The 23,242-nt window shown below is 33.8% G+C and carries 24 protein-coding genes and 1 pseudogene; 15 read left to right on the top strand and 10 right to left on the bottom strand.

Features of this window, described 5'->3' with window-relative positions; all coding sequences use genetic code 11:
* Positions 1–10 precede the first annotated feature (10 nt).
* The 4 genes from QUF91_RS08035 to QUF91_RS08020 form a co-directional block, all read right to left on the bottom strand.
* Positions 11–598 carry a DedA family protein gene (locus tag QUF91_RS08035; RefSeq protein ID WP_285398719.1) on the bottom strand — a complete coding sequence of 196 codons (588 nt, stop codon included), beginning with the start codon at positions 596–598 and terminating at the stop codon, positions 11–13.
* Entirely contained in the window at positions 598–1,170 is a 573-nt protein-coding gene (locus QUF91_RS08030; protein ID WP_285398718.1) for a class I SAM-dependent methyltransferase, read from the bottom strand. Before QUF91_RS08030 ends, QUF91_RS08035 begins: the two co-directional genes overlap by 1 nt.
* 126 nt (positions 1,171–1,296) lie before the next feature.
* Complete coding sequence (locus tag QUF91_RS08025; protein WP_285398717.1) at positions 1,297–1,446, bottom strand: hypothetical protein; 150 nt, start codon at positions 1,444–1,446, stop codon at positions 1,297–1,299.
* Between the two features lie 234 nt (positions 1,447–1,680).
* On the bottom strand, positions 1,681–2,544 hold the full coding sequence (locus tag QUF91_RS08020; protein ID WP_289417409.1) for a DUF3800 domain-containing protein: 864 nt from the start codon (positions 2,542–2,544) through the stop codon (positions 1,681–1,683).
* A gap of 488 nt (positions 2,545–3,032) precedes the next feature.
* Here QUF91_RS08020 and QUF91_RS08015 point away from each other — a divergent pair, with 488 nt between their 5' ends.
* The 4 genes from QUF91_RS08015 to QUF91_RS08000 all read left to right on the top strand — a co-directional run bounded on the left by QUF91_RS08015 (position 3,033) and on the right by QUF91_RS08000 (position 6,749).
* A complete protein-coding gene (locus tag QUF91_RS08015; protein WP_285397826.1) occupies positions 3,033–3,935 on the top strand; it encodes a hypothetical protein in 903 nt (300 codons plus the stop codon).
* A 473-nt stretch (positions 3,936–4,408) separates the two neighbouring features.
* Positions 4,409–5,056, top strand: a complete 648-nt coding sequence (locus tag QUF91_RS08010) for a TetR/AcrR family transcriptional regulator (RefSeq protein ID WP_289417407.1) — start codon at positions 4,409–4,411, stop codon at positions 5,054–5,056.
* Between the two features lie 11 nt (positions 5,057–5,067).
* Positions 5,068–5,955 carry an ABC transporter ATP-binding protein gene (locus QUF91_RS08005; protein WP_289420030.1) on the top strand — a complete coding sequence of 296 codons (888 nt, stop codon included), beginning with the start codon at positions 5,068–5,070 and terminating at the stop codon, positions 5,953–5,955.
* On the top strand, positions 5,952–6,749 hold the full coding sequence (locus QUF91_RS08000; RefSeq protein WP_285397824.1) for an ABC transporter permease subunit: 798 nt from the start codon (positions 5,952–5,954) through the stop codon (positions 6,747–6,749). Before QUF91_RS08005 ends, QUF91_RS08000 begins: the two co-directional genes overlap by 4 nt.
* A gap of 85 nt (positions 6,750–6,834) precedes the next feature.
* Here the strand turns inward: QUF91_RS08000 and QUF91_RS07995 are convergent, their stop codons facing one another.
* Positions 6,835–7,416 (bottom strand): TetR/AcrR family transcriptional regulator, encoded by a 582-nt coding sequence (locus QUF91_RS07995; RefSeq protein WP_289417404.1) that lies wholly within the window; start codon positions 7,414–7,416, stop codon positions 6,835–6,837.
* Positions 7,417–7,553: 137 nt separating this feature from the next.
* Between QUF91_RS07995 and QUF91_RS07990 the strand changes: the two are divergent.
* The 10 genes and pseudogenes from QUF91_RS07990 to QUF91_RS07945 all read left to right on the top strand — a co-directional run bounded on the left by QUF91_RS07990 (position 7,554) and on the right by QUF91_RS07945 (position 18,091).
* Positions 7,554–8,040, top strand: a pseudogene (locus tag QUF91_RS07990) (HXXEE domain-containing protein).
* A gap of 101 nt (positions 8,041–8,141) precedes the next feature.
* Positions 8,142–8,870: an ABC transporter ATP-binding protein gene (locus QUF91_RS07985; protein ID WP_285397821.1), complete on the top strand. Its 729-nt coding sequence runs from the start codon at positions 8,142–8,144 to the stop codon at positions 8,868–8,870.
* A complete protein-coding gene (locus QUF91_RS07980) occupies positions 8,867–9,883 on the top strand; it encodes an ABC transporter permease (protein WP_285397820.1) in 1,017 nt (338 codons plus the stop codon). The genes QUF91_RS07985 and QUF91_RS07980 overlap by 4 nt, the downstream gene beginning before the upstream one ends.
* Positions 9,884–10,260: 377 nt before the next feature.
* On the top strand, positions 10,261–11,139 hold the full coding sequence (locus QUF91_RS07975) for an ABC transporter ATP-binding protein (RefSeq protein ID WP_289417401.1): 879 nt from the start codon (positions 10,261–10,263) through the stop codon (positions 11,137–11,139).
* A 21-nt stretch (positions 11,140–11,160) separates the two neighbouring features.
* Positions 11,161–11,868, top strand: coding sequence for an ABC transporter permease (locus tag QUF91_RS07970; RefSeq protein ID WP_289417400.1), 708 nt, complete (start codon positions 11,161–11,163; stop codon positions 11,866–11,868).
* Positions 11,869–11,893: 25 nt separating this feature from the next.
* Positions 11,894–12,604 (top strand): response regulator transcription factor, encoded by a 711-nt coding sequence (locus tag QUF91_RS07965; RefSeq protein ID WP_289417399.1) that lies wholly within the window; start codon positions 11,894–11,896, stop codon positions 12,602–12,604.
* A 9-nt stretch (positions 12,605–12,613) separates the two neighbouring features.
* The gene (locus tag QUF91_RS07960; RefSeq protein WP_289417398.1) at positions 12,614–14,053 is read left to right on the top strand and encodes a sensor histidine kinase; all 1,440 of its coding nucleotides are present in this window, start codon (positions 12,614–12,616) and stop codon (positions 14,051–14,053) included.
* A gap of 113 nt (positions 14,054–14,166) precedes the next feature.
* Positions 14,167–14,652: a DinB family protein gene (locus tag QUF91_RS07955; RefSeq protein WP_289417397.1), complete on the top strand. Its 486-nt coding sequence runs from the start codon at positions 14,167–14,169 to the stop codon at positions 14,650–14,652.
* Positions 14,653–14,944: 292 nt separating this feature from the next.
* A complete protein-coding gene (locus QUF91_RS07950; protein WP_289417396.1) occupies positions 14,945–15,703 on the top strand; it encodes an ABC transporter ATP-binding protein in 759 nt (252 codons plus the stop codon).
* 3 nt (positions 15,704–15,706) lie between these two features.
* Complete coding sequence (locus QUF91_RS07945; RefSeq protein WP_289417394.1) at positions 15,707–18,091, top strand: ABC transporter permease; 2,385 nt, start codon at positions 15,707–15,709, stop codon at positions 18,089–18,091.
* Between the two features lie 447 nt (positions 18,092–18,538).
* Here the strand turns inward: QUF91_RS07945 and QUF91_RS07940 are convergent, their stop codons facing one another.
* Positions 18,539–20,044: a hypothetical protein gene (locus tag QUF91_RS07940; RefSeq protein WP_289417392.1), complete on the bottom strand. Its 1,506-nt coding sequence runs from the start codon at positions 20,042–20,044 to the stop codon at positions 18,539–18,541.
* A gap of 139 nt (positions 20,045–20,183) precedes the next feature.
* Here QUF91_RS07940 and QUF91_RS07935 point away from each other — a divergent pair, with 139 nt between their 5' ends.
* On the top strand, positions 20,184–20,585 hold the full coding sequence (locus tag QUF91_RS07935) for a hypothetical protein (RefSeq protein WP_285395765.1): 402 nt from the start codon (positions 20,184–20,186) through the stop codon (positions 20,583–20,585).
* A gap of 270 nt (positions 20,586–20,855) precedes the next feature.
* On the opposite strand, the gene QUF91_RS07930 is transcribed toward QUF91_RS07935, so the two are convergent.
* The 4 genes from QUF91_RS07930 to QUF91_RS07915 form a co-directional block, all read right to left on the bottom strand.
* Complete coding sequence (locus tag QUF91_RS07930; RefSeq protein ID WP_289417390.1) at positions 20,856–21,212, bottom strand: hypothetical protein; 357 nt, start codon at positions 21,210–21,212, stop codon at positions 20,856–20,858.
* Between the two features lie 84 nt (positions 21,213–21,296).
* Complete coding sequence (locus QUF91_RS07925; RefSeq protein ID WP_353957840.1) at positions 21,297–21,695, bottom strand: hypothetical protein; 399 nt, start codon at positions 21,693–21,695, stop codon at positions 21,297–21,299.
* Positions 21,696–22,033: 338 nt separating this feature from the next.
* On the bottom strand, positions 22,034–22,534 hold the full coding sequence (locus QUF91_RS07920; RefSeq protein ID WP_289417389.1) for an Rpn family recombination-promoting nuclease/putative transposase: 501 nt from the start codon (positions 22,532–22,534) through the stop codon (positions 22,034–22,036).
* Between the two features lie 144 nt (positions 22,535–22,678).
* Complete coding sequence (locus QUF91_RS07915; RefSeq protein ID WP_285395761.1) at positions 22,679–23,143, bottom strand: 2-thiouracil desulfurase family protein; 465 nt, start codon at positions 23,141–23,143, stop codon at positions 22,679–22,681.
* Positions 23,144–23,242: the final 99 nt, after the last annotated feature.

Genomic DNA, 23,242 nt, shown 5'->3' with positions numbered 1-23,242 from the left:
CTAATTTTAACTACTTTTTTAATTTTCGTATATAAAAATAATAAAAGCACCATACAATAGCGACGAAAATCCCAAAATATATACCATATCTTGTAGCAAGAGTAGAAATATATTCCATATTATTTCCAAAAAACAAACCAAGTGTAAAGTAAATCAATGTCCAAACAAAACCTGTTGTGTAGGAATACAGCGCATATTTTTTAAATGACATGTTGTTCATACCAACTAAGTAAGGAATTACGTGTCTTACGAATGGTATAAAATAGCTTATGACTAAAGCAAAATGCCCGAACCTATTTATTAGTTCTTTTGACTTCAATAAATGTTTAGCATTTTTCTTCTTTACCAATTTATCAAGTATTTTATGACCAAACACTTTACCAAGGACATAACCTAAGGAAAGTCCTGACACTACACCTAAATACGTTAATATAAATGCTTTTAACACACTCATTTTTTCTAACGATGATAGAAATCCACCACTCATAACAATCATCTCATCAGGAAGCGGCATACCCACTATTCCTAGCCATAAGCTGAAAAATAAAGCAAAATAACCATACTGCTCAATAAATGATAAAAGATCCTGTAACTCCATTAACTAGCCCTCTTATTTCCTAGTTTACAGCTCAGCACATAAGCTGGCGGAAGGTTAACCCACACTTTTTCATGTGAAATGTTCTCAAAAAATTGTTGAATAAAGGATTTCCTTGCAAGTGAATATTGGAATGTAATAAATTCTCCGTCCTCTAAGCAATCCTTTACATTATGTAAAATTCGTGATGAAACGGCAGGATTCAAAGATGTAAAAGGTAAACCAGATACGATATAGTCAATTGTTTCGATATTTAATGCTGCCATATACGTGCATAAATTCTCAGCGGATCCATGTATAACGATTACACTCGGCTCATGCTCAAATTGTTGACGTAGCCTTTCACAAAAAATCTCATTATATTCAATAAGAATTAGCTTTGTTGACGGTTCTTTTCTTTTCATTAACTCTTTCGTAAAAGAGCCTGTGCCTGGGCCAAGTTCAACAATACATTGGGCTTTCTCAAAGCAAATCGTTTCAACCATTTTTTTTGCTAATTTTTTAGAACTAGGTGAAATGGCGCCTATATTTTTTGGGTTTTTTATAAATTCAGTAATAAACGTTATAAATTGCATTATTTTTTCTCCGATCGCATGTAATATTTGGTTAATTTAAATATAACGTCCATTTCTTAAAGAATTAAGAGGGGATTTCTTAAATTTTTCTTAAGAACTTACATTATTTAATTGATTCTGATAACTTTAGTTTATATAAATTAAAAAGTCACTCATTTTTAAAGTGAGTGACTTAGCTTCGGTTAATATAAAAGCGATTTCTTCAAGTTCGAATTCGTCTCGATTTAAGTACTTGAGTTCTTTCTTTTTTGTTGGTGTTTTTGTTTTAGTTGCCATTCTTACCTCCCCTTGATAAACAGATTTAATTTTTTATCTGTCTCTCTAATAGGAAGCGTATCAATAAGTATAGTTGGTCTTCGATTTAGTTGTATTAATTAAAAACGCCATAAACTCCTAAGTTTTTTTGCAAATTTGCAACATATATGTTGACTCAATTTAGCCAAGTAGTCTACAATGTAATTAACTATAAGGGCTTGGTCATTTCGAAGGCTTACGTTTTACGTGAGCTACTCACGTAGGAATGGCGGGGCCCATTTTTTTATGCTTTGATACATATTGTTTGTTTTCAACTCTATTACCAGGAGCAAATTTCCAATGCCTGTATGGATGTTTCCACAAATTTTCTACATCATCTTGCTTTCCAGTTGATTCCCCTATGTTGAAATGAGGATATATTTCTCTTATGTGAGCGTTTATATATTTGTATAACTTTTCTTTTGCTATTGTTCGTTTTCCACGATTTCTTTGACCTTTTGGTTTTGCTTTGTGTTTTTCATTTAACCTAAATTCCATAGAACCTAAAATAAGATCTAAACACTGAAGTATAATGTGATGATGTGATACCGCCTCTGCTATGTCGTCTTTACTATGGATAAATAAATTTGCATCTTTAAAAAAATCTTGATATTGCAAATTAAAAATATAGTCTTTAAATTTTTGATTTTTTTCTTTAGTATCGGGTAATTGATCAAAGAATGGATAAATAGAGATTGGTTCTCCTGTTGTATTCGAATATTTCAATCCAAATGCATGTTTAAAAAATTGATAATACAATAAAAAGTATTCATTATCCCTTTGCTCTTTTGTTAAACCTACTGGAATAAAAGCATTATGTGTAAACATAATTCTGATTTTAATTTTATCTTGTTTTACGAGATCAAAGACCGCATCTACTAAAGATTTGTATTTTTCTAAATAATTAGCGGTTACCTTTTGCCACTTTACTTCACCATTTATATTCAATTCAGAAATTTTATTTTCCAAAATTGTTTTTACTTCTTGCAAATGAATAGATCTTACTAATGCGCCACCATAAAAATTACTGTAGTATTCTCCGTTTTTTACTGATTCATCACAATAAATAATATACTGCATACTTTATCACCCTCATTCGACTTTTTGCGCAACAATTAGTCATTTCGTACTATTTTATATACACACTTCAAAATACACTAAAGTTATTTAAAGACTGAAAGGTAATTATAGATATTATACCTATCTATTGGAGAAATGACCAAAAAAGTAATGAAAAACTTTTTAGTCCGAGTTAATTTCATATTTCTAATCCCTTAGGTATCAAGGATTACTTCTAAACAACATAAAAGAGGTTGCTTCATTACAACAAGAAAGACAACAAAATGCTAATACAGAAGAATTGGATGTTACTGTGAGTATCCCTCTAACACTCATATATCGACGTATCTTCACTTATTACGACTTATTTTTTTCCTGTGAGTCTTAAAAATTTTCAGGTAACAGGTGCTAACAATTATTTCCTTTAGAAAATAGTCATACAATTGCTTCTAACAGAATAGAAACCTATATAGAGAACATTTACGGAAAATAAAGTGGGGTGTGAAAGGATGCTTAAAGTAAATGATGCAAAAGAAATGGTACTCAGAATTGTGCAACATGACCCATTGTTTGTCGTTATACAAAATTCGCCGCCTCTAGAAGAAATACTTTATAATGACGACTATTTAGCGCATATTGAGGAATCAAATTATTATTCTACTTCAGATGTCGCTGGCTGGTTTGAAATAACTGATGCAAAGCTTCGTTATTACATTAAACCATTTGAACAGTATATTTTTGATTATGCTTCGATTAGCCCAAACACCAATATTCGTTTGAACCTTCCTGCCATTTTAAGACTTCGTATGTTATTACTGTTAAAGGATGAATACCGCGTCAAAGGTTTAAAACACATACTAGGTATTGATGACAATGGTCAGCTCATCAAGCATCAAATAATTGCAACAACTTTAGGTACTGATGATTTAACCAACAAAGTCGATGTTCTTGGCAACGTGCTACAGCAAATGATACAAACAGGACTCTTTAATATCTTTCCAAATGAAGATCATGGAGCATTGCAAGTAACCTTTAATCAAGATTTTCTTGCACAAAAGTTTCAATTGTTATCCTCCGAATCTACCCTTCAAGTTGAGAAAGTTCAAAAGGAAACAGCTGAACTTAAACAAGAAAACGAGAATCTACAAAGGCAAATTTCAGAGCTGCAAGAGGATAGCGTTAAGGATATTGTCCAAAAAATTCGTGAGCGTCATATTGAAAATGAAATTGTGTCGACATTGCGGACAGAAGCATTGCAGCAATTTTCTACGGAAAACAAGGTAGGATTCTTTACAAAAATTTTCCGCTCTTCTCAAATTGAAATGGAAAAAGAGCAATTTGTATTGAGTTTTATTTCGAAGCATTTAGAAGCACGTTTAGAAGTAGCATTGCATAATTACTATGGAAATTAAATTTCTGTTCTAAAGAAATCACCTAATTTTCTTCAAATCACCATTCTTTAAATACTTAAAAACATTTGACCTAGAGGACATTTGGTTCCAGTCAGAAGTTTTTCATGGGAAAATAATGAGCCTCCTCAGGGTAACATGATGTTGGTTACGAAGGCGTTGTCATAGGTAATGACGATTACTTTTAATCCTCCCTGAGGGGTTTCGGTTGTCCTGCTTGTAACCGAAAAACAATGTATTCGAAATTGTTTGCTTCATCTACAGGACTCTTCACCTCCTTCTGTATTTCTCCTTATTTGCGAAGAATAACGCGATTTTTTCCTTCCCTCTCCCCTATCTGTTATGACAAGGCACATCACCCTAACATTCACTTGATAATTCCCTAATCCCTTTGAAAAAATATCCATCTCTTCGATTGACCACTCTGGTCAACTCGTATATAATCATGTTAAATATAAACTGAAAGGAGAAAAAAATTGTATCAAACATTCCTTAATTTAGAGATTGAAAAACAACATAAAATTATCAACTCTGCACTCAAAGAATTTTCCATCCATAATTACGATACCGCTTCAACAAATAAGATCATTAAGGATGCCAAAATTTCAAAAGGTATTTTATATCACTATTTTGGTAGTAAAAAAAATTTATATCTATACTTATATGAATACGTTATAACAATTTTCATTGATGCAATCAATAGCCGCTTAGATTTAAAAGAACCTGACATATTTAAACGCTATGAACAAATCATGAAAATAAAATTGGAATTAATTAAGCAGTACCATACTTTTTTTGATTTCCTTAAAAAGACGTATATTGAAACAAGTTTAGAAGTAAGAAGTGAGCTCGATCAATATAATTTAACTTTACAAAATAGTTCCTATAACAGTGTGTTTGCAGGAATTGATTACGATTTGTTTCATAAAAATATAGATAGTAAAAAAGCGATCGATACCATTCGGTGGGTTACGGATGGAATAAGTGATCGATATGAAGAACGATTGAAGAGTAATGTAGATAACAGTGAAGCCTTTAACCAACTCTTAGAACAATGCATGGAGGAAGCAAACGATTATTTTCAATTTTTAAAGCAATTAGTATACAAAAACACAAAGAGGTGAATTGTATGACAATGATTGAAGTAAATAATTTAACTAAAAGGTTTGGGGATTTTTATAGTGTACAGAACGTAGACTTACAAATCGAAAAAGGTGAGGTATTCGGATTTTTAGGTCCCAATGGTGCAGGTAAATCTACAACAATCCGACACTTAATGGGCTTTTTACAGCCAACAGAAGGTCGTTGTTACATTAAAGGATTAGATTGTCGTCAATCTACGGCAGAAATCCAAAAATTTGTCGGTTATTTACCTGGCGAAATAGCGTTTATCGATAAAATGACGGGACAACAATTTATTAAATTTATTGCCCAAATGCGAGGGTTACATGATTTAACAAGAGCTAATGAACTTATACAATACTTTGAATTAAATGCCACAGGGCTTATAAAGAAAATGTCAAAAGGGATGAAGCAAAAAGTTGGCTTAGTTTGTACGTTTATACATAATCCTGAGATCGTTATTTTAGATGAACCGACAAGCGGGTTAGACCCTCTTATGCAGACAAAATTTATTGAATTTATTTTAGCTGAAAAAGAAAAAGGGACGACGATATTTATGTCCTCTCATATGATTGAAGAAATTGAGAAAACCTGTGACCGTGTAGCCATTATTAATGCCGGAAAAATTGTTGCTACTGAAACAATTGCTGGCTTAAAAAAACAAAAATCCAAAAAGTTTTTAATAGAATTTCAAAGCAAACAAGAGTTATCTCGTTTCTTAGGAGAACAACTTAAAATTGAACAAATTGGGCCAACACAAGCAATTATAAAAGTTCAAGGTAATGTCCAAACATTGCTTCATACATTAGCCGACTATAAAATTAATGACATCGATATAATTTCTCAATCTCTCGAAGATATATTTATGCATTACTACGAAAGAGGAGGTACAGAATCATGAACTTTACTTTGCTAAAACATGAGGTACTAGCTACTGTTAAGCTTTTTAGTATCATACTCGCTGTATTAATGCTCTATATCATTAGTATTGTTTATATGTATAACCCTGAAATGAGCAATACCCTTAATAAGCTTACCGAAACAATGCCTGAATTGATGTCAGCATTCGGTATGACGAATATAGGTAATACGTTAATTGAATTTCTATCAACCTATTTGTATGGATTTTTATTGCTCATTCTGCCGTTAATTTTTATCATTATGTTAGCAAATAAACTAATTATGGGCTATATCGAAAATGGTTCAATGGCCTACCTGATTGCGACACCGAATACACGTTTTAAAATTGTTTTTACGCAAGCATTTTTTTTAGTTGCTAGTATCTTTATACTTCTCTCTATGACAACTTTGGTTGCAATCATATTTTCTGAGATTCTTTTTCCGAATAAATTGGATATAGCTGCTTTTTTGACATTAAATATCGGTCTTTTTTTCTTACACTTTGCTATTAGTGGCTACTGTTTTCTTATTTCGTGCAGTAGCAAGGATTTAAAAACTTCTTATGCGTATAGTACTGGTGTGCCCTTACTGTTTTACTTAATTCAGGCACTTGGCAATATGGGGGGCTCTTTAGAAAAGCTTCAGTACTTCACGATTTATTCGTTGTTTGACCCAGAAAAGTTAATGACTCAAGATAGTTCGTCCATTTGGATGCTTGGTGCATTATTTTTAATTGGCATGCTATGCTATATGCTGGCTATTCGTGTTTTTGTTAAAAGGGATTTGTATTTATAACCTAAAAAACTGCTTGCTTTCTCTGAGCAAGCAGTTTTTTAGATCTCTAGAAATATAGGAATACCTGCGAAACCTGTGTTAACATTCATGACTGCATAGACGTTAAATTACCAAGGAAACGCAATAAACGAAAATGAATTTTTGCCAATTCTTCCACACTTAATTCCTCATTTCCTCTGTCTAGCCACTCCTGAATAATCCCTAAAATTGCAGAAGCTAAAAAAGCCTGTAAATATTGTCGGAATTCTGGATCTTGCAATTCCTCTCCAATAACGGATAGTCTATCTAAAATTTGATTACTAAAGACTTCCTTCAACCTCTTGCTAAATCCGGGACTGCCCTGCTCCCCTAATATAACTCGAAAGGCTGTGGCATGCTCTTTAAAACATTTAATCACTTCGACAAATGGTGGATAAAACTGTCCTGTTTTTAACATTTGAAAGGCTTCTAGTGGTTGTACATTTTTAACATAGCTTTCTAGTTCACTTATTAGCTCTTGCTGCAAGTCCTCCATCACTTCAAACTTATCCTTATAATGTAAATAAAATGTTCCTCGATTGATGTTTGCAGTAGAAGCTAGATTTTTAACTGTTACTCGTTCAAAGCCTACCTCCTCTATTTGTATAATTAATGCATTTTTTATAGCCTGTTTTGTTTCAAAATTCATTCATTATTTTATGGATAGACATATATAACCTCCGTTCTATTGACACTTTATACCAATTTGTTCATTGTAATTGCCTACATGCTAACTTAAAATTTTACTAGTATCAACACTGTGTTCAGTAAAGGAGAGAAAAATTAATGGAAGCTTTAGCAGTTTTCTTTTGTTTAGCAATTACCTTGCACAATATTGAAGAAGCAATTTGGCTACCTCAATATTGTGCAAGGTTTAAAGTTTCAAAAAGCTGTGACACCAAATGAATTTCATTTCGCAATGTTAGTGATTACAGCTTTAGCATATTTATCGGCATTTTTCTTTATATTTTTCCCACAGTCTAATTTTGCGAAATGGCTTTTCGTTGGATTTTTAGGCGCGATGATTATCAATGCTGTTTTTCCGCATCTTTTAGCAACAATAATAATGAAAAAATATGCACCTGGACTTGTAACAGGATTGCTACTTAATATTCCAATTAACTGCTTCATTATTCAAAGGATGTTTGAGGCACATTTAATTGGATGGACAGAGCTATTATTTTCAACGATTATAGTAGGTCTAAGTTTGTTAGCGCTTATTCCATTTCTGTTTAAGTTAGGCAAGATGTTTACACTTAACTCGAAAACATAATCAATGAACACTTTTTGTTATTCTGTTTATTGTAATTGCTTAATCACTGCCTTAAAATTTCAGGTATCAACACTATGTTCAGTAAAAGGAGAGATGGATAAATGGGAAACAACGCGATTTCGTTAAACTCTATTGAAAAAAAGTTTCATCATAAACAAGTAATTGCTCCGCTTTCCATAGAAATTCCAAAGGGGCAGCTTATTGGTTTACTTGGTCCTTCTGGCTGCGGGAAAACAACGTTAATAAAAATGATTATGGGCATGATCAAGCCCGATAATGGTAGTATTCAAGTGTTAAATTATACAGTCCCTCATAAGCAATTATTGATGGATATCGGCTATATGGCTCAATCAGATGCACTGTATTTGGATTTAACCGGTGAGGAGAACCTTCATTTTTTTGCAAAGCTTTATCGATTATCGAAAAAAGAGCGTGCGGAACGTGTAAATTATGCTGCAAGTCTTGTTCATTTAACGGATGATTTAAATAGTAAGGTGATGAATTATTCTGGAGGTATGAAACGGAGATTATCCCTTGCAATTGCCCTTATCCAAAATCCAAAGTTGTTGATTTTAGATGAGCCAACTGTTGGTATTGATCCCGTATTGAAAAAGGAGATCTGGCAGGAGTTAATTCGTTTAAAAAACGATGAGCATAAAACCATTTTAGTAACGACACATGCAATGGATGAAGCAGAGCGCTGTGACCAGTTGGCTATGCTACGCAATGGTCGTATCATTGCACATGGAACACCACATGATTTGAAAGCTCATTATCAAGCAAAAGATTTTGATGAAGTGTTTTTAAAAGCTGGAGGTGAAGCACTATGAGAATCGGCGCAATTGTTACTAGAATTATTCAGCAAATGGTTCGCGATAAACGTACACTTGGCCTATTATTTTTTGCACCACTTCTTGTGCTTTCGTTAATGTATTTTGTTTTTAATAGTGATGAACATGAAATGACTTTAGTTGTTTCAAATGGTCCTGCACAGATAATTGAAAAACTTGAGGGTGCGGATTTCCATGTCATCGAAAACAACGATTTCACTAGTACCAGTTTAAAAGAAGAAAAATATGATGGCTGGTTAGCTTTCAATCAAACTCAATTGACGCTCACATTATTAAATGATGATCCGTCTACCGCCAAGGCTTTAAAGATGAAGCTTTCTCAGGTTTTGCAGCCAGAGCAATCTTCACAGATGAAGTTGATGACTGAATATGTATATGGCGATGAAAATACCGCTATTTTTGATATTTTTAGCCCGATGCTTATAGGCTTCTTTGTTTTCTTCTTCGTCTTTTTAATCACAGGTATAGCCTTGTTAAAAGAACGAACTTCAGGCACATTGGAACGTTTACTAGCTACGCCAATTAAACGTTCTGAAATTGTTGCCGGCTATATGATCGGTTATGGATTGTTTGCTTTTCTTCAAACGACTATTATTGTTCTATTCGGGATTTATGTGCTGGATATCGTGCACGTTGGCTCCATCTGGCTCGTTCTACTAATCAATATTGTCGTTGCACTTGTTTCATTATCTTTAGGAGCTCTCTTATCAAGCTTTGCTGCTTCAGAGTTTCAAATGATGCAATTTATACCGCTTGTCATTGTACCGCAAATTTTCTTTTCAGGTATTTTCCCGCTCGATAATATGGCAGAGTGGCTACAAAATGTAGGTCGAATCATGCCACTATATTATGCAGCTGACGCGTTGAATGGGGTTATGTATAAAGGATATTCCTTTAGTGACATTTTACCAGACTTAGCAATTCTCGCTTCCTTCGCTCTTGTGTTTATTACATTAAATATTGTAAGTCTAAAAAAATATCGATCATTATAACTAAAAGGGTTCTGCTCAAAATTGGGTAGAACCTTTTTAGTATAATAATACGAAACTTCAACATAAAATTTTATCTGTGCGAAAGCGAAGCGTCAGCAACAAATGTTTTATCTGTGCGAAAGCGAAGCGTCAGCAACAACAACGAAGCGGAGGAAGCGGCTCGACGCTCGCCCACTGGAAAGCGAGTAGCCTGGAACGGAAATCCCCCCACGGCACGCTGGTAGGACACAAACACACAAAAATAGAAAATTACCCCAACATTCTATTAGCAAAAGAACTAATATTCATCTATACTAATTTACAGTTACTGGTCTTGGTCATTGTACATCGTAAAAAATGACTTACAATAAAAACCCTAAAAATAAAGGTGTGTAAAGATGAATACGATTATGGAAATACAAAACATCTCTAAACAGTATAGAGGTAAGAAAATTTTAGAGAATGCTACATTTGCTATTTGTGCTAATCAAATTATAGCTCTTGTAGGAAAGAATGGATCAGGTAAGAGTACCCTTCTAAAGATCATTGCAGAATTAGTCGATGCTGACAGTGGTTCTATTGTGAAACATCGACAGTCTTTAAAAATTGGATATGTGCCAGAAGTGACGCCTTCACATATTTTGTTTACACCTGAAGAATATCTTTATCATATGGGCAGTATTCGAGGTATGGCAAAAAAACAACTACAGCAAAGAATAAATGACTTACTGGAATTATTTCATTTAAAGGATGCGCGGAATATTCGGATTGATAATTTTTCCAAAGGTATGAAGCAAAAAGTTATGATTATGCAGGCAATGCTTGAAGATACAGATCTGCTAATATTAGATGAACCATTGTCAGGACTCGATCCTAAAGCACAAAGCGATTTAGAAGAAACCCTTTCTATTTTAAAGAACAAAGGGTTAAGTATCGTTTTAACATGTCATGAAACAAAATTACTTCAACATCTTGTTGATACCGTTCTTGTTATCCAACATAACAAAGTCATTCAAACTGATTCATTACATAAGGATAATACATCGAAAAACAAATTAATTTTTGAGATTTCAAGCGAGGAATTATTGGATAACATACTACCTATTCTTGAAATTCAACAACAAAGTCTTTTAAACAATGGTTGTTATGAGGTAATCACCGTTATTAAGGCAGAGGAAACAGACCGGGTATTATTAGATCTACTACTTAAAAAAGCCTCTATTAAACAATTAATCCCGATAAATGAAAAGGAGGAACAATTCTATACCCATTTTTAATGAGGAAGAATAGACGCCGACATGACTAGTTTATTACGTTATCAATTTATCAATTATTTAAGAACCTATAAATATGTTCCACCCTTTTCAATTTTCATTTTATGTCTTGTTATAAACTATACTTTTGTCCCAAATCCAATATTAGATAGCTATTCGTTTACAGCCATCATTCTCTTTTTTCTAATGGGATGGTTTACAATCACACTATTTCACGCGGAAGATGAAGAACAAAAAGTAATTACCACACTTCATGCAAAAAGTCGAACACAGTACAATTTAGGAATTTTTATGATTTGTGGACTGATTGGTTTCAGTCTGAGCTGTGTATCAGTGATTTACCCTACTCTAATTGGTGCCTTTGGAGAAGAGCCAAGATTTATACATCAATTATTAGGATTCCTCTCTCATTTTAGTTTATCTGTACTAGCCATTGCACTTTCAGCAATATTTACAAGAGAGCTCGTCAAAAACAAGCAAAATACTTGGTGGGGTGTACTTAGCATCTTAATTGTTTCTGTCGTTATCGCTACCTTAAAAGAGTCGATTCTTCATATAAAGGGACTGATTTGGCTGCTTCCACCTGTCCACCTGTCATTGGAAATGATGAGTTCTGAAGATTCTATAAAAACAATACCGAACATCTTTTATTGGCGATTTGCTTGGATATTTATCTATGCAGGCTTAGTCATGACGTTGTTCTTCCTCCTATCGAATCGAAAAAGAAGATAAATTTCTAAAGAAGGAGAGACATTTTATGTTAAAAAAAGCTAGAGTGCTAATTATTGAAGATGAAGGTGATATTGCAAATATCCTTAAGGATTACTTAACCGTCAATCATTTTGAGCCTCATATCGTTACAACTGGTTATGAGGCTGTCCATTATATGAAAGAAACCTTCCCTGACTTCATCATACTTGACCTATCTCTCCCTGATTGCGATGGTATCGAATTATGTCGCCAAATTCGTGAAAATAGTAATGTTGCTATACTAATTTTAAGTGCCCGCAACAGTGACACTGATAAAGTTCTTGGCTTGGGATTTGGTGCAGACGATTATATGACGAAACCCTTCTCTTTAAGTGAGCTTGTCGCAAGAATAAATGCCCATTTACGTAAACAAGATAGATGGCTACAGGACAACGCAGGCAAGATAGATATTATTCAAATCGATCATATGGAAATAAATAAAAATGAGTATACTTTTTCCCGTGATCAAAAGAACATACCTTTATCAGCAAAAGAATTTGAATTACTATTTTTTCTTTTAAAGAACCGTAATCAGGTTTTCTCCAAAAATCAGTTGCTTGATGCTGTTTGGGGCTATGACTCATATGGTGATGAAAATACGATAACAGTTTATATTAGACGTCTGCGTGAAAAAGTTGAGGCCGATCCGTCTTGTCCTATCTATATTCAAACTGTTTGGGGTGTTGGTTATAAATTTAGTACTCAAAACCATTCGTAGGAGAGCGCAATGTACTTAAAAAATTGGATGAAGAAATGGTTATGGTCCATCCTAATCTGTGTTTTTTTGTTGTTTATTTGTTTTCTCATACTATATTTCACAAGTTCTAATCGGAATGAGAAGCCACAAAATGAATACGTTATTAATCAAATTCGTTTAGAGGTAAATGATCTATTATTGTACATAGAAGAACACTTTAAAAGTCTTGAACAAAGTTCGAATTTGCGCAGTTCTCTTCAAGAAATGAGCAAGAGCAAAGAATTAGATATCACAGTTGTGCAATTAGATGGAAAAGTTATTTTTAATTCCATTGAGGGGGATATAACACAATTTATCAACTTTGAAGAGGATTTACATTATGATTTATTTATGTCTCAACAACAACCAGGGAAAATTAAAATTGCCTTTCCTATCATTAGTGAGACGAACGAACAAATAGGTAACGCTATTTTCACGATTAACCAAGATGTTCTCTTACTCGTAAAGGAGCCTAGCCCTGCTAATACCATACTTTTACTAATAAGTGGTGTATTATGGTTTTTAATTATAGGTCTTGCCTTGTATATTGTACTAACAGCTAAAAAGGTACTCTTACTTCCGTTAGATCATTTGAAAAAAAGTACTGAAGAAATTGTCAAAGGTAATTATGAACAGAAAACTGTATATCCGAGGGTAGATGAGATTGGCGAATTGTATGCTGTATTTGATCAAATGCGCTTGGAAATTAAAAACCTAACGATACAACGAGATGAACAAGAGCAAAATCAAAAAAAGCTCATATCGAGTATTTCACATGAAGTAAGAACACCTCTAACTACAATAAAAGCTTATTTAGATGCTATTTCTGAGGGAATTTGTCCTGACATGGATTCGCTTATGTCGTATATTCAAATTATGCAGACAAATACCGAAAAAATGTCTAGATTAATTGATGATTTATTTATTCACACGTTGAAGGAACTTGGACATATCCCGGTTACCTTAACAGAGCAATATAGCAAAGATGTTTTTACAAATATTTTGCAACCAATTCGTCATTACGTCCAAACGACCGGCATTCATTTTATTGAGCCAGAGTCTATCCCTAATGTTCTTATTCAAGTAGATGAGCATCGACTTGAGCAGGTACTTTCAAACCTTATTACGAACGCACTAAAGCATACTACTAAAGGCAATTCAATAACCGTTTCCATCCATATTGAAAACCAATTACTAAACATTAATGTAATAGATAATGGTAATGGAATGCTTCCTCAGGATATGCCATTTATTTTTGAACGCTATTTCAGAGGTATTCAATCTACAGGTAAGACTGCTGTGAAAAATGAAGGAGCAGGACTCGGATTATCTATTTGTAAGCATATTATGGAAGCTCACAATGGTTCTATTTCGTTTAAAAGCAAGCAACATGAAGGTACAACATTTACATTAACTTTTCCTATTATTTAATTTTCCTAAAAAGGTCCTATTTCTTTGCTCCAAAAACACCTTAAATTAAAGGATAATTCTAAAAAATTAAGAATATAAGTAATAAAAGTTAGAAAAAATCGGAGGGTGAAGACATGATTCATGATATAGAGGAATATGTAAAATATTTAGATGGTGTTCATAAACGAACGATGCAATATATGAGGGCAATACCTGATGAACTTTTAGATTGGAGGCCCTCCGAAGATAAATTTTCTATAGGTGATTTATTGAGGCATATCGCATCATCTCGTTTAATGTTTCTTGGTATATTTGAACATGGCTCGTGGACTTACGCAGGACACGATACTAGTAAGGGTGCTTCTCTTGAGGATATTTCAAATTATTTAGAGTCATGTCAAATTACATTAACAAAGGGTCTTTTAAAAATCGGCAACGATGTGTTGTCAAAAAAGGTTTTGACCCTTCATGGTCACGAAGTTAGTGCTTGGAGAATACTTATGTCAATTCCCGAACACGAAATCCATCATCGTGGACAAATCTCTGCATATTTACAAATGAACCAGATAGATCCACCTCAAATTTTCGGTTTAAAGATTGAGCAAGTGAAAACATTATAATTTTATGAAAGAGCTTTGGATATCATCTTAGATCCAAAGCTTATTTTTATCTTATATTAAACTTCCTATGTTGTATTAAATGAAACTTTAATCAATGGTCTTTTTCTTCATCCCCACTGATTTTTAGGCTTTTACGGGCAATTAATGCTGGAAAAAATCACTTTTTCAAAGATTATACAATTTTTTCAAATCTACAAATATTTTGTAAGAATTTATTAATAATTTAATAAGGACCTTATAATAAATACCCCTTACACTAAAAGAAATAAAATTATATGGAGGAGGATTTCTCGTGGATAAAGAAGTACTTATTCTTGCCCAAAATCTTTGTAAGACATATTCCACAGGTAGTGAGCAATTTCATGCAATAAAAAATATTAATATCGAAATTTATAAAGGAGATTTCACTGTCATTATGGGAAACTCCGGTTCGGGTAAATCGACACTACTTTACCTTTTAAGTGGTCTTGATTCTATTACGGCTGGTGAAGTTTATTTTCATGGAGAAAGATTGGATACATTTACCGAACAGCAGTTAGCTACATTTCGCTCTAAAAAAATTGGATATGTCTATCAAAGTAGTAATCTTGTCCCGGACATGACATTGCTAGAAAACATCACCCTGCCAGGATACATTGCAAAATATCCTAAAAAAGATGTGTTAACAAAAGCGGAGATGCTTTTAAATAAGATGGGACTTGAGGAGCAACGGAATCGTTTACCTTCGCAAACCTCTGGTGGACAGCAACAAAGAGCTGCTATTGCTAGAGCCTTAGTAAATGACCCAGAGATTCTGTTTGCAGATGAACCAACGGGTAGTTTAAATTACGATCAAGGTGTAGCTGTCTTAGACATTTTAACGAATTTGAACAAAAAGGGTCAGTCGGTAGTAATGATTACACATGATATAAAAGCAGCCTGTCGTGCTAATCGGCTTATTATCATTCAGGATGGAAAAATTGGAGGTATTTTAAACTTCGATCAATACGATGATGCTAGTATTCAAGAGCGTGAACATATTATCTTTTCTTATGTTGCGGGAAAGGAGTAAAAAATGTACGCAATTATTACACTTTGCTTTGCACATATCAAGAAAAGAAAAATCCAAAATGCACTATTAGCAATCCTAATTATGCTATCTACCCTTTTATTAGCTACCTCTGTGACGATCATTATGAATACAAACAATATTTTTGAAAAAACACATCATGATTCAAATGGGGCTCATCAAATTTTAACTATGGGTAAGGATATTCATAATCCAATCACTGTCAACAATTGGTGGCAAGAGCAACAAGGAGTTACTGCCTCGCAGCTCATTCCTTATAGAAATTTATCTGGCTTCACAGTGAATGGTGTAGAAACGTCAAATCTCTACTTATTCATGATGAATACACCAAAATTGCCCTTTGCTATTGACCGATTACTATTTTCAGAGGGTGAAAATCAGGCCTATCCTACTGAAGGAACGATTTGGATTCCCACATCGATGGCTTCTACTTCAAATATTTCACTTGGAGATGCTATTGAATTTAACACCGGCGAAAAAGCTTTTACATTAAGCGTTTCTGGTATAGTTGTAGATTTGCCATATGGTGGACCCTTTACAACGAATGCTCGTATTTGGATGAACGAATTCGACTACAATAAACAATTTGATACGATGATAGGGTCTGAACAATATATGATGGCTCTTCGCTTTGATGATTATCAACAAAGTGCAAACTATTGGAGTGAATTTGAAAAGTTTTTACAAGGCCCGTACCTTGAATCAAAAATGGAATATGAGGAAATTGCTTCGTTCTATTTAATTATTAATAAAATTATAAGCTTTATCATGGTGTCATTCGGTGTTGCAATGTTACTCATTTCATTGTTTATTATTGGCTTTAGTATTTCAGATGCCATTTTAACGAACTATAAAACAATTGGTGTCATTAAATCTCTCGGACTCACTTCTCGGAAAATTAGTGCAACCTATGTTTTACAATTTGCTTTATTATCAGTGTTCTCGATTATTCCTGGTCTTATCGTTAGCACTTTACTTTCTAGAGTAATTATAGAGAGTTCCTTATCTTATTTAAAGGCAGGAAAGCATTTAACAATTACTCAAGATTATAAAATCACTTTGTTAATCGCTGTAATAATCCTTGTCATTGTTATCCTTACTGCGTTCATTTATTCAAATAAAGCACGTCATGTTGAACCCGTACAGGCAATTAAATATGGTATGTCAGAATTTGCTAACAGTAAATTAAATCGGCGTTTAAACAACTCTAATGGACTTTCTAATTTAATTAATTTGCCTATTCATCTTCAAATTGGCATTAAAAGCATCACCAAAAATATGAGAAGTTCCATTTTTATTATTGTCCTTACTGCTATTACTTCTGGTATTTTAGTGTTCAGTGCTGTTATTCTTAATAGCTTTATTTCTATCAAACAAACCTCACCAGAATGGGGCTACGATTCATCACATGTTGTAGTAACAGTTTTTAATGACGCAACATTTTCAAAACAACAGTTTGAACAATTTTTACGCTCAGATAAACGCATTAAAAATCACGCTTGGCTAGATCAATTTACAGGGGTTCTCCCTAATGAACCAAATCAACCGCTAAATATTAATGTCAATACTATTGAGGGTAGTTTTGATGATGCTGGATACGAGACAATCTCTGGCCGTAATCCTGTAAATAAAAATGAAATAGCCATTGGCATTAATATCGCGAAGGCTTTACACAAAAATCTAGGGGACTTTGTGGAAATCTATATCGAAGGCAAGCAGCATCATTTGATTGTTACTGGTATCTATCAATCGATAGCAAATATGTCTAATTCAGCGAGAATTACCGCTGATGTTATCAAAGTTTATAATGCTACCTATTCTTCTTCAAAACAAAGTATGATCAATTTGGTAGATGAGACATTATCAGCTCAAATCGTTGATGATTTAAACAATAACTTTAAAAGCTCTGTCAAAGCTGTCACACAACAAACATTATTAGATGATGTCTTTAAAGTAGTGGTCGCTGTTTTAATAATCCCATTATCTATTATCGGAATTTTATTTATCACTGTAACATTCATCATTATTTTTAGTGTTTCTAGAATAAACGTAAGAAAAGAAAGCGGAACTTACGGAATTTTTAAATCTATTGGTATGACTTCAAATACTATTAGATGGTCCATTACATCAGGAATTCTGCTTCTTTCAGCGCTAGGAACTATATTTGGGATTTTTATCGGTGTTAAAGTAATACCCGTAGCTTTACAAAGTATTATTTTAGAATATGGCTTACTGAAGTTACCCCTTGTGATAAATTGGTCAATAACCATCGGATTATCTCTATTAAGTGTTGTAGCAGCCTGTCTTGGTTGCTGGGTATCTACGAAAATCATCGCCAAAACCTCACCGCGAATTTTGCTCGTTGACTAAAAAATGCCCCCAACTGCCTAAGTAGTGGGGGCGATCATTTTCATATAAGGATTGTCATTAATCAAGCTAGTCTATTAATTTATTCAATCCAACCTCCAACCTTTTCTTATATATCATCACTTTTGATTCTAAAAAAAGCCGCTGATTAAAGAAGCGACAAACAATACTGGTTAGACAATTTTTCGTGCGTTAAATGATGATGACACTATATAATAGGAGTATTTCAAACTAGATTGGTTCTGACTACTCCCACAGCTAAAGTAGCGGGGTTCTTATATACTTAAGAGAAGCGTTACAAAGCTCTCCACAGATGGTATTGCTATGTCCTGTGTACAACATCTTTGATTTATCTTCTGTTCTATAAGACTTTCTTATTTACACAACCGATGTTGTGTTGACAATAAGTTTTAACGAAGGCAGGTAGCTCTACCTACGGGGGAATACCCCTCACTTGATTTGTTTGATACCCATGCTAAGAGGGAATGTTTTCTTTACTTGTTTCAAGTCTTCTATATGTTGATTGTGTAACTCTAAAAAGGTAGTAAACGTTTTATTGCATAAGTCTTGATTCGTTTGTTGTAAATTTGGTTCACTATTCATCAATAAAAACGCACTATATAAATCTCTTTGTACGAGATGACTTCCAATTTGACTCCAACGTTGATGGAGTTTTTTCTTTTCATAACGATCCGTCACATGGTTATACTGACTGGCTCTAAAGGTGATCGTATTTACTTTCTGTATCGTTTGCTTGGTGTAACCTAATTTTTGATGGATAATTCCCACTAGCATCGCAGGGGCATGATTCCCAATGCTTTTTCCAAAACGCTTTTTGGATTGGAATTTGCCCTGTATATTTGTTTTGGTTTCTTTTGTACGTTTTGCCAATCCTTTAAAATGCATGGTTTCGATGTACACCACATCGCCAAGAGACAAGATTTTATTGGCTAACGCACCATGTTTTTCTTTGATGTAGGAAGCTTTCTTTCTATATAATTCTTTTACTTGTTTCTTTGTTTTTTGATAGTTTTTACTATATGTCCAACGGAGTTTAACGCCATGTTTGATCGTACCATCCTTGTTGAAATTGTTAGGATTGGTACTTCTACGACTTCTATCCAACTTGCGTAATAAACGTCTTTTTTGTTTCTCCAATAAAGGTACATCTGGCGCAAGTTGTTGGATGAAAACGTTTTTTTCTGAAACAACTGCAATGGTAGAAGGACCAATGTCAATACCTACTCGTTTTTGTTTTTGATAGGCATGCCGAAAGGCTCCTGTAGATGGAATTCTCTTTGCAGGAGGAACCCCATCCATCACGAGTTGTACGTAAAAAGTATGTACTCCACGAATCACTTTTTTGACTAGACGACAATAATTAATGGTATGAAGAGCAAGGGATTCTTCTACAAATAAATCTTGTTTGCGAATACGAACAGGAAGGGTTAATCCGTTCCAATAGACAACATTCTCTTTAAATCGAATGCCTGCTTTATTAGATTTCCCTTCTACAGAATGAAGCATTCCGTAACGTTTAAAATGTGCTTTGCTCCCTTTAAATAGAACATCCTGAACCGCTTTCCAAACAGTAGAGGCGATTTTCTGGGAAGTATTGCTATCTATATGTTTTTTATAGTTATGTTGATGCTTTTTAATATACGCATGCAGTTGATTTTCACTTAATCCAAAAGATTGACGAATGTTATTTAATTCTTTTGCGGTCTGCTTCAATTCTTTTGTATCATTAGATTTTTTCGCTTTTTGGTAGCAACGTAATTGTTTTCGATAGTGTTTTGATTCCTGCATGAAAGTATATTGTTTTACTGCATAAGACAAAGTCGTATTATAGAGTGTACGGGCAATTTCAAAACGTTTTAATAGGATATCGGTTTGCCATGTATCTATAAGTAACTTGAGTTCTATAATAAAACAATCTTTTTTCGATTTTGTCATTACCCGTCACCCCTTTATTTTTTGATTATTCACAATATACAACGAAAACGTATGTTCTGTAAAGAAAAAAGCACTTCATTCCTCCCACCTCTGAAGAATTGAGCTTTGAAACATTTATTCATAGAAGGAAGTGAAGCTATTGATTGATTACATGACTTTTGACGTGATGTGGATGGATGACATTATTGCACATGTTGAGTTAAAGCCGACTGACGGTGGCACACCATATGTCATTAACTATATTGAAGATTTTAACAAGCAATTTTCACCGACGATGGAGGGGCATATAACCTTAGAAGAACTGGAACGTTGGCTAAAATGGCGAACTTTCCCCCCTACTCGGGTCAACGCAAAAGAATTACTGGCTTCACTAGATATGCAAACCTATAATCGCTGGGGCATCGTGCGGAAAACACATGGTGTCATGGCAGATGATGAAATTTGGATTCGATTTAAAGGCGAAACACTCTCACATCGAGATGTTTGCTTACGCAAGGATCTATACTATCCTGAGGAACCAAATTTTCTAGAATTTCAATAAGTTAATTGGGGTGGTAAACCTCTTTAATTGGATTTTTTAAAGTTAACCGTTAAATATTAAACGAGCATAAAATTGCACGAAAGGAACAGATGAGGGTATAAAATCCTACTGATGATTAACCGCACCTGCATGTGGCTTGTAGCGACCAGCCCTTGCTTGGGATCAACAAAAATATTTGCCAAACCTCACCCAAAATTTCGCTTATTGAATAAAAAAATGCCCTCAATCTACTTATGTAGTGAGGGCGATATTTTCATATCAGGATTGTCATTAATCAAGCTGTTCTTTTATTTTATTTATTTCACTTAACGTTAATTCTGTAAATTCAGCAATGGTTTCCAAATCAATGCCTTTTTGTAACATCTTTAAGGCAATTTCTTGTTGCTTCTTTTTTTCTCCTTGTTCTATTCCTTTAGCTAATCCTTCTATCCTTCCATAATATTTTGCATCCTCTAGCTTCGCTTCCTCATCTAATAATTGTTCTACTCGGGCTTCATAAGCCAAACGTACTTCTGGAGATTGACTCAATTCTTGCCAAATATTTAAAGCATCTCGTATATTTTTATCCTCCTTCGCAATTTTTTCTAGTTCCAAATACATTTCTTCATAGACTCTTTCGTTTCTCACATCCACCATCCCCTTTGCTTTTTGAATTAAAATCGTCCCCGATCTACTAAGTAACGGAGTAGTCTTTTTCATTAAGGACTGTAATTAATAAAACTGTTCCTTTAATTTATTTATTTCACTTAACGTTAATTCTGTAAATTCAGCAATGGTCTCCAAATCAATGCCTTTTTGTAACATTTTTAAGGCAATTTCTTGCTGCTTCTTTTTCTCTCCTCGTTCTATTCCTTGCTCTAATCCTTGCTCTATTCCTTGCTCTATTCCTTGCTCTATTCCTTGCTCTATTCCTTGCTCTATCCCTTGCTCAATTCCTTGTTTTATCCCCTTAGCGACCCCTTCTTTCTCCGCAAAATATTTTGCATCCTCTAACTTCGCTTCCTCATCTAATATATATTTCAAACGGGCTTCATAGGCATAATATTCTTCTGGAGATTGACTTAATTCTTGCCAAATAGTTAAAGCATCTTTTATTCTTTTGTCGTTCATAGCAAGTTCCTCTAATGCCAAATAGATTTCTTTATAGATTTTTTTCTTTCTTACATCAATTACCCCCAGGAACGATAACCAACTCACAAGTTCATTATCTAATGGGTTCAGGTTATTATTAAACCATTGCTTGATCAATTTCGCCTTGGCGTAATTGCGTCCGAATTTTGAATTGTGCCCGCACAATTCATTCCTTTAAAAATTCGAGACATCTGCCGGAGGCTTTATCTTCATTCAGCAGGTGTTTGGATACCCTCTAAAAAGGCCCATTTCCGCATTCATCTCACCATCTTCAAAGGTGGGAATCTTCTGCTGAATGAAGATAAATTTGTTCATTTCTATAAAGTGATTTCAAGAACATCGTCAATTCTAAATTTTCTGTCATCTTCATTCAGATGAAATGTAGTATGATAAGCATCAGTTTGCTCAAATAAACTAAAATTACAAATATTAATAGTAATTGTTGGTCTTAGTTTATGATAACCAAAACCTTTTTTAAGCTCTGAAGTGTAAATTTTTGACCAATAGTATAGTGTCCGCTTGATCATATCATGCTGATTGCTTAATTGAATTTCAATATTTATCGCTATATTCTCCTGAGTTTTCACTAGAATATCTAACCGCGATTGCTTATCATCTCTATGTTCACCACTAAATTCTTGACTCATAAAAGAGACTTCCTTAATAGCGCGGTGACCTGTTCGATTTAAAATTGCATTCAGAAAGAAAATCGTTAGGTCTTTATTTTTTTTATTTCCAAATAATTGCTTAAATGCGTAATCGACTTTGAGATCTACAAATTTTTCAAGTGGAATTCTACGTAATACATTTTCACTCATACCCATCACTCCAAATGATTTACCTCAATTATAGCATTTAAAAATAAAATTAAAAGTCAATAATACTTTCAACATCTTTTAAATTCTATAAATATAGTTAATATTATTCAGTATAATTTACTCAGGCCAACACATATTTTCCTATCAAATTTGCATTAATAACTCCGAAAAATCTTCTTCAGAAAAGACCGCAATATTATTTCTTCTTAACAAGGCAGTAGTTACACCTACGCCAACTAATTTTGTACCATTGAAATCTCCATTGTAAATCATTGCACTGCCACAGGATGGACTATACTCTTTTAAAATAACCTTAGTTGCACCTAGTTCGAGAGCTTTCTGTAAAGTTGCATATGCACCTTTTAAATAAAGCTCCGTTACATCACGGCCAGATTTTTCAACCACTTTCGCTTTTCCAGCAAGAACGTCTTCTCCATCTCCACCTACAATTTCAGCAGGCTCACGAGGCGTCGAAAAACCTCCCATAAGTTCAGGGCATACAGTTACCGCCTTATTTTCTAACACAAGCTTTTGAATTCTTTCATCTAAACTATCTGTTCCGTTATAGCGTACCTTTAATCCTGCTAAGCAAGAACTTATTAAAATCATATTTTCCCTCTTTTCATATAATTAATTCCCTGAAAGAATCTTAACACTATTACATAATCATATTCAAAGGTTATTACAATTTTATGCTATGATACAATA

The sequence above is a fragment of the Lysinibacillus sp. G4S2 genome, from assembly GCF_030348505.1.
Classification (GTDB): Bacteria; Bacillota; Bacilli; order Bacillales_A; family Planococcaceae; genus Lysinibacillus.
This window is presented reverse-complemented; position numbering and strand designations above follow the sequence as displayed.

Bases quoted from the DNA above. Each gene is read 5' to 3' on its own strand.
- QUF91_RS07920 (WP_289417389.1), bottom strand. From the start codon at position 22,534: ATGAGTGAAAATGTATTACGTAGAATTCCACTTGAAAAATTTGTAGAT.
- QUF91_RS08000 (WP_285397824.1), top strand. From the start codon at position 5,952: ATGAACTTTACTTTGCTAAAACATGAGGTACTAGCTACTGTTAAGCTT.
- QUF91_RS08005 (WP_289420030.1), top strand. From the start codon at position 5,068: ATGATTGAAGTAAATAATTTAACTAAAAGGTTTGGGGATTTTTATAGT.
- QUF91_RS07915 (WP_285395761.1), bottom strand. From the start codon at position 23,143: ATGATTTTAATAAGTTCTTGCTTAGCAGGATTAAAGGTACGCTATAAC.
- QUF91_RS07945 (WP_289417394.1), top strand. From the start codon at position 15,707: ATGTACGCAATTATTACACTTTGCTTTGCACATATCAAGAAAAGAAAA.
- QUF91_RS07965 (WP_289417399.1), top strand. From the start codon at position 11,894: ATGTTAAAAAAAGCTAGAGTGCTAATTATTGAAGATGAAGGTGATATT.
- QUF91_RS07925 (WP_353957840.1), bottom strand. From the start codon at position 21,695: ATGAACGACAAAAGAATAAAAGATGCTTTAACTATTTGGCAAGAATTA.
- QUF91_RS07975 (WP_289417401.1), top strand. From the start codon at position 10,261: ATGAATACGATTATGGAAATACAAAACATCTCTAAACAGTATAGAGGT.
- QUF91_RS08035 (WP_285398719.1), bottom strand. From the start codon at position 598: ATGGAGTTACAGGATCTTTTATCATTTATTGAGCAGTATGGTTATTTT.
- QUF91_RS07970 (WP_289417400.1), top strand. From the start codon at position 11,161: ATGACTAGTTTATTACGTTATCAATTTATCAATTATTTAAGAACCTAT.
- QUF91_RS07985 (WP_285397821.1), top strand. From the start codon at position 8,142: ATGGGAAACAACGCGATTTCGTTAAACTCTATTGAAAAAAAGTTTCAT.
- QUF91_RS08020 (WP_289417409.1), bottom strand. From the start codon at position 2,544: ATGCAGTATATTATTTATTGTGATGAATCAGTAAAAAACGGAGAATAC.
- QUF91_RS07955 (WP_289417397.1), top strand. From the start codon at position 14,167: ATGATTCATGATATAGAGGAATATGTAAAATATTTAGATGGTGTTCAT.
- QUF91_RS08015 (WP_285397826.1), top strand. From the start codon at position 3,033: ATGCTTAAAGTAAATGATGCAAAAGAAATGGTACTCAGAATTGTGCAA.
- QUF91_RS07960 (WP_289417398.1), top strand. From the start codon at position 12,614: ATGTACTTAAAAAATTGGATGAAGAAATGGTTATGGTCCATCCTAATC.
- QUF91_RS07980 (WP_285397820.1), top strand. From the start codon at position 8,867: ATGAGAATCGGCGCAATTGTTACTAGAATTATTCAGCAAATGGTTCGC.
- QUF91_RS07940 (WP_289417392.1), bottom strand. From the start codon at position 20,044: ATGACAAAATCGAAAAAAGATTGTTTTATTATAGAACTCAAGTTACTT.
- QUF91_RS08025 (WP_285398717.1), bottom strand. From the start codon at position 1,446: ATGGCAACTAAAACAAAAACACCAACAAAAAAGAAAGAACTCAAGTAC.
- QUF91_RS07995 (WP_289417404.1), bottom strand. From the start codon at position 7,416: ATGAATTTTGAAACAAAACAGGCTATAAAAAATGCATTAATTATACAA.
- QUF91_RS08030 (WP_285398718.1), bottom strand. From the start codon at position 1,170: ATGCAATTTATAACGTTTATTACTGAATTTATAAAAAACCCAAAAAAT.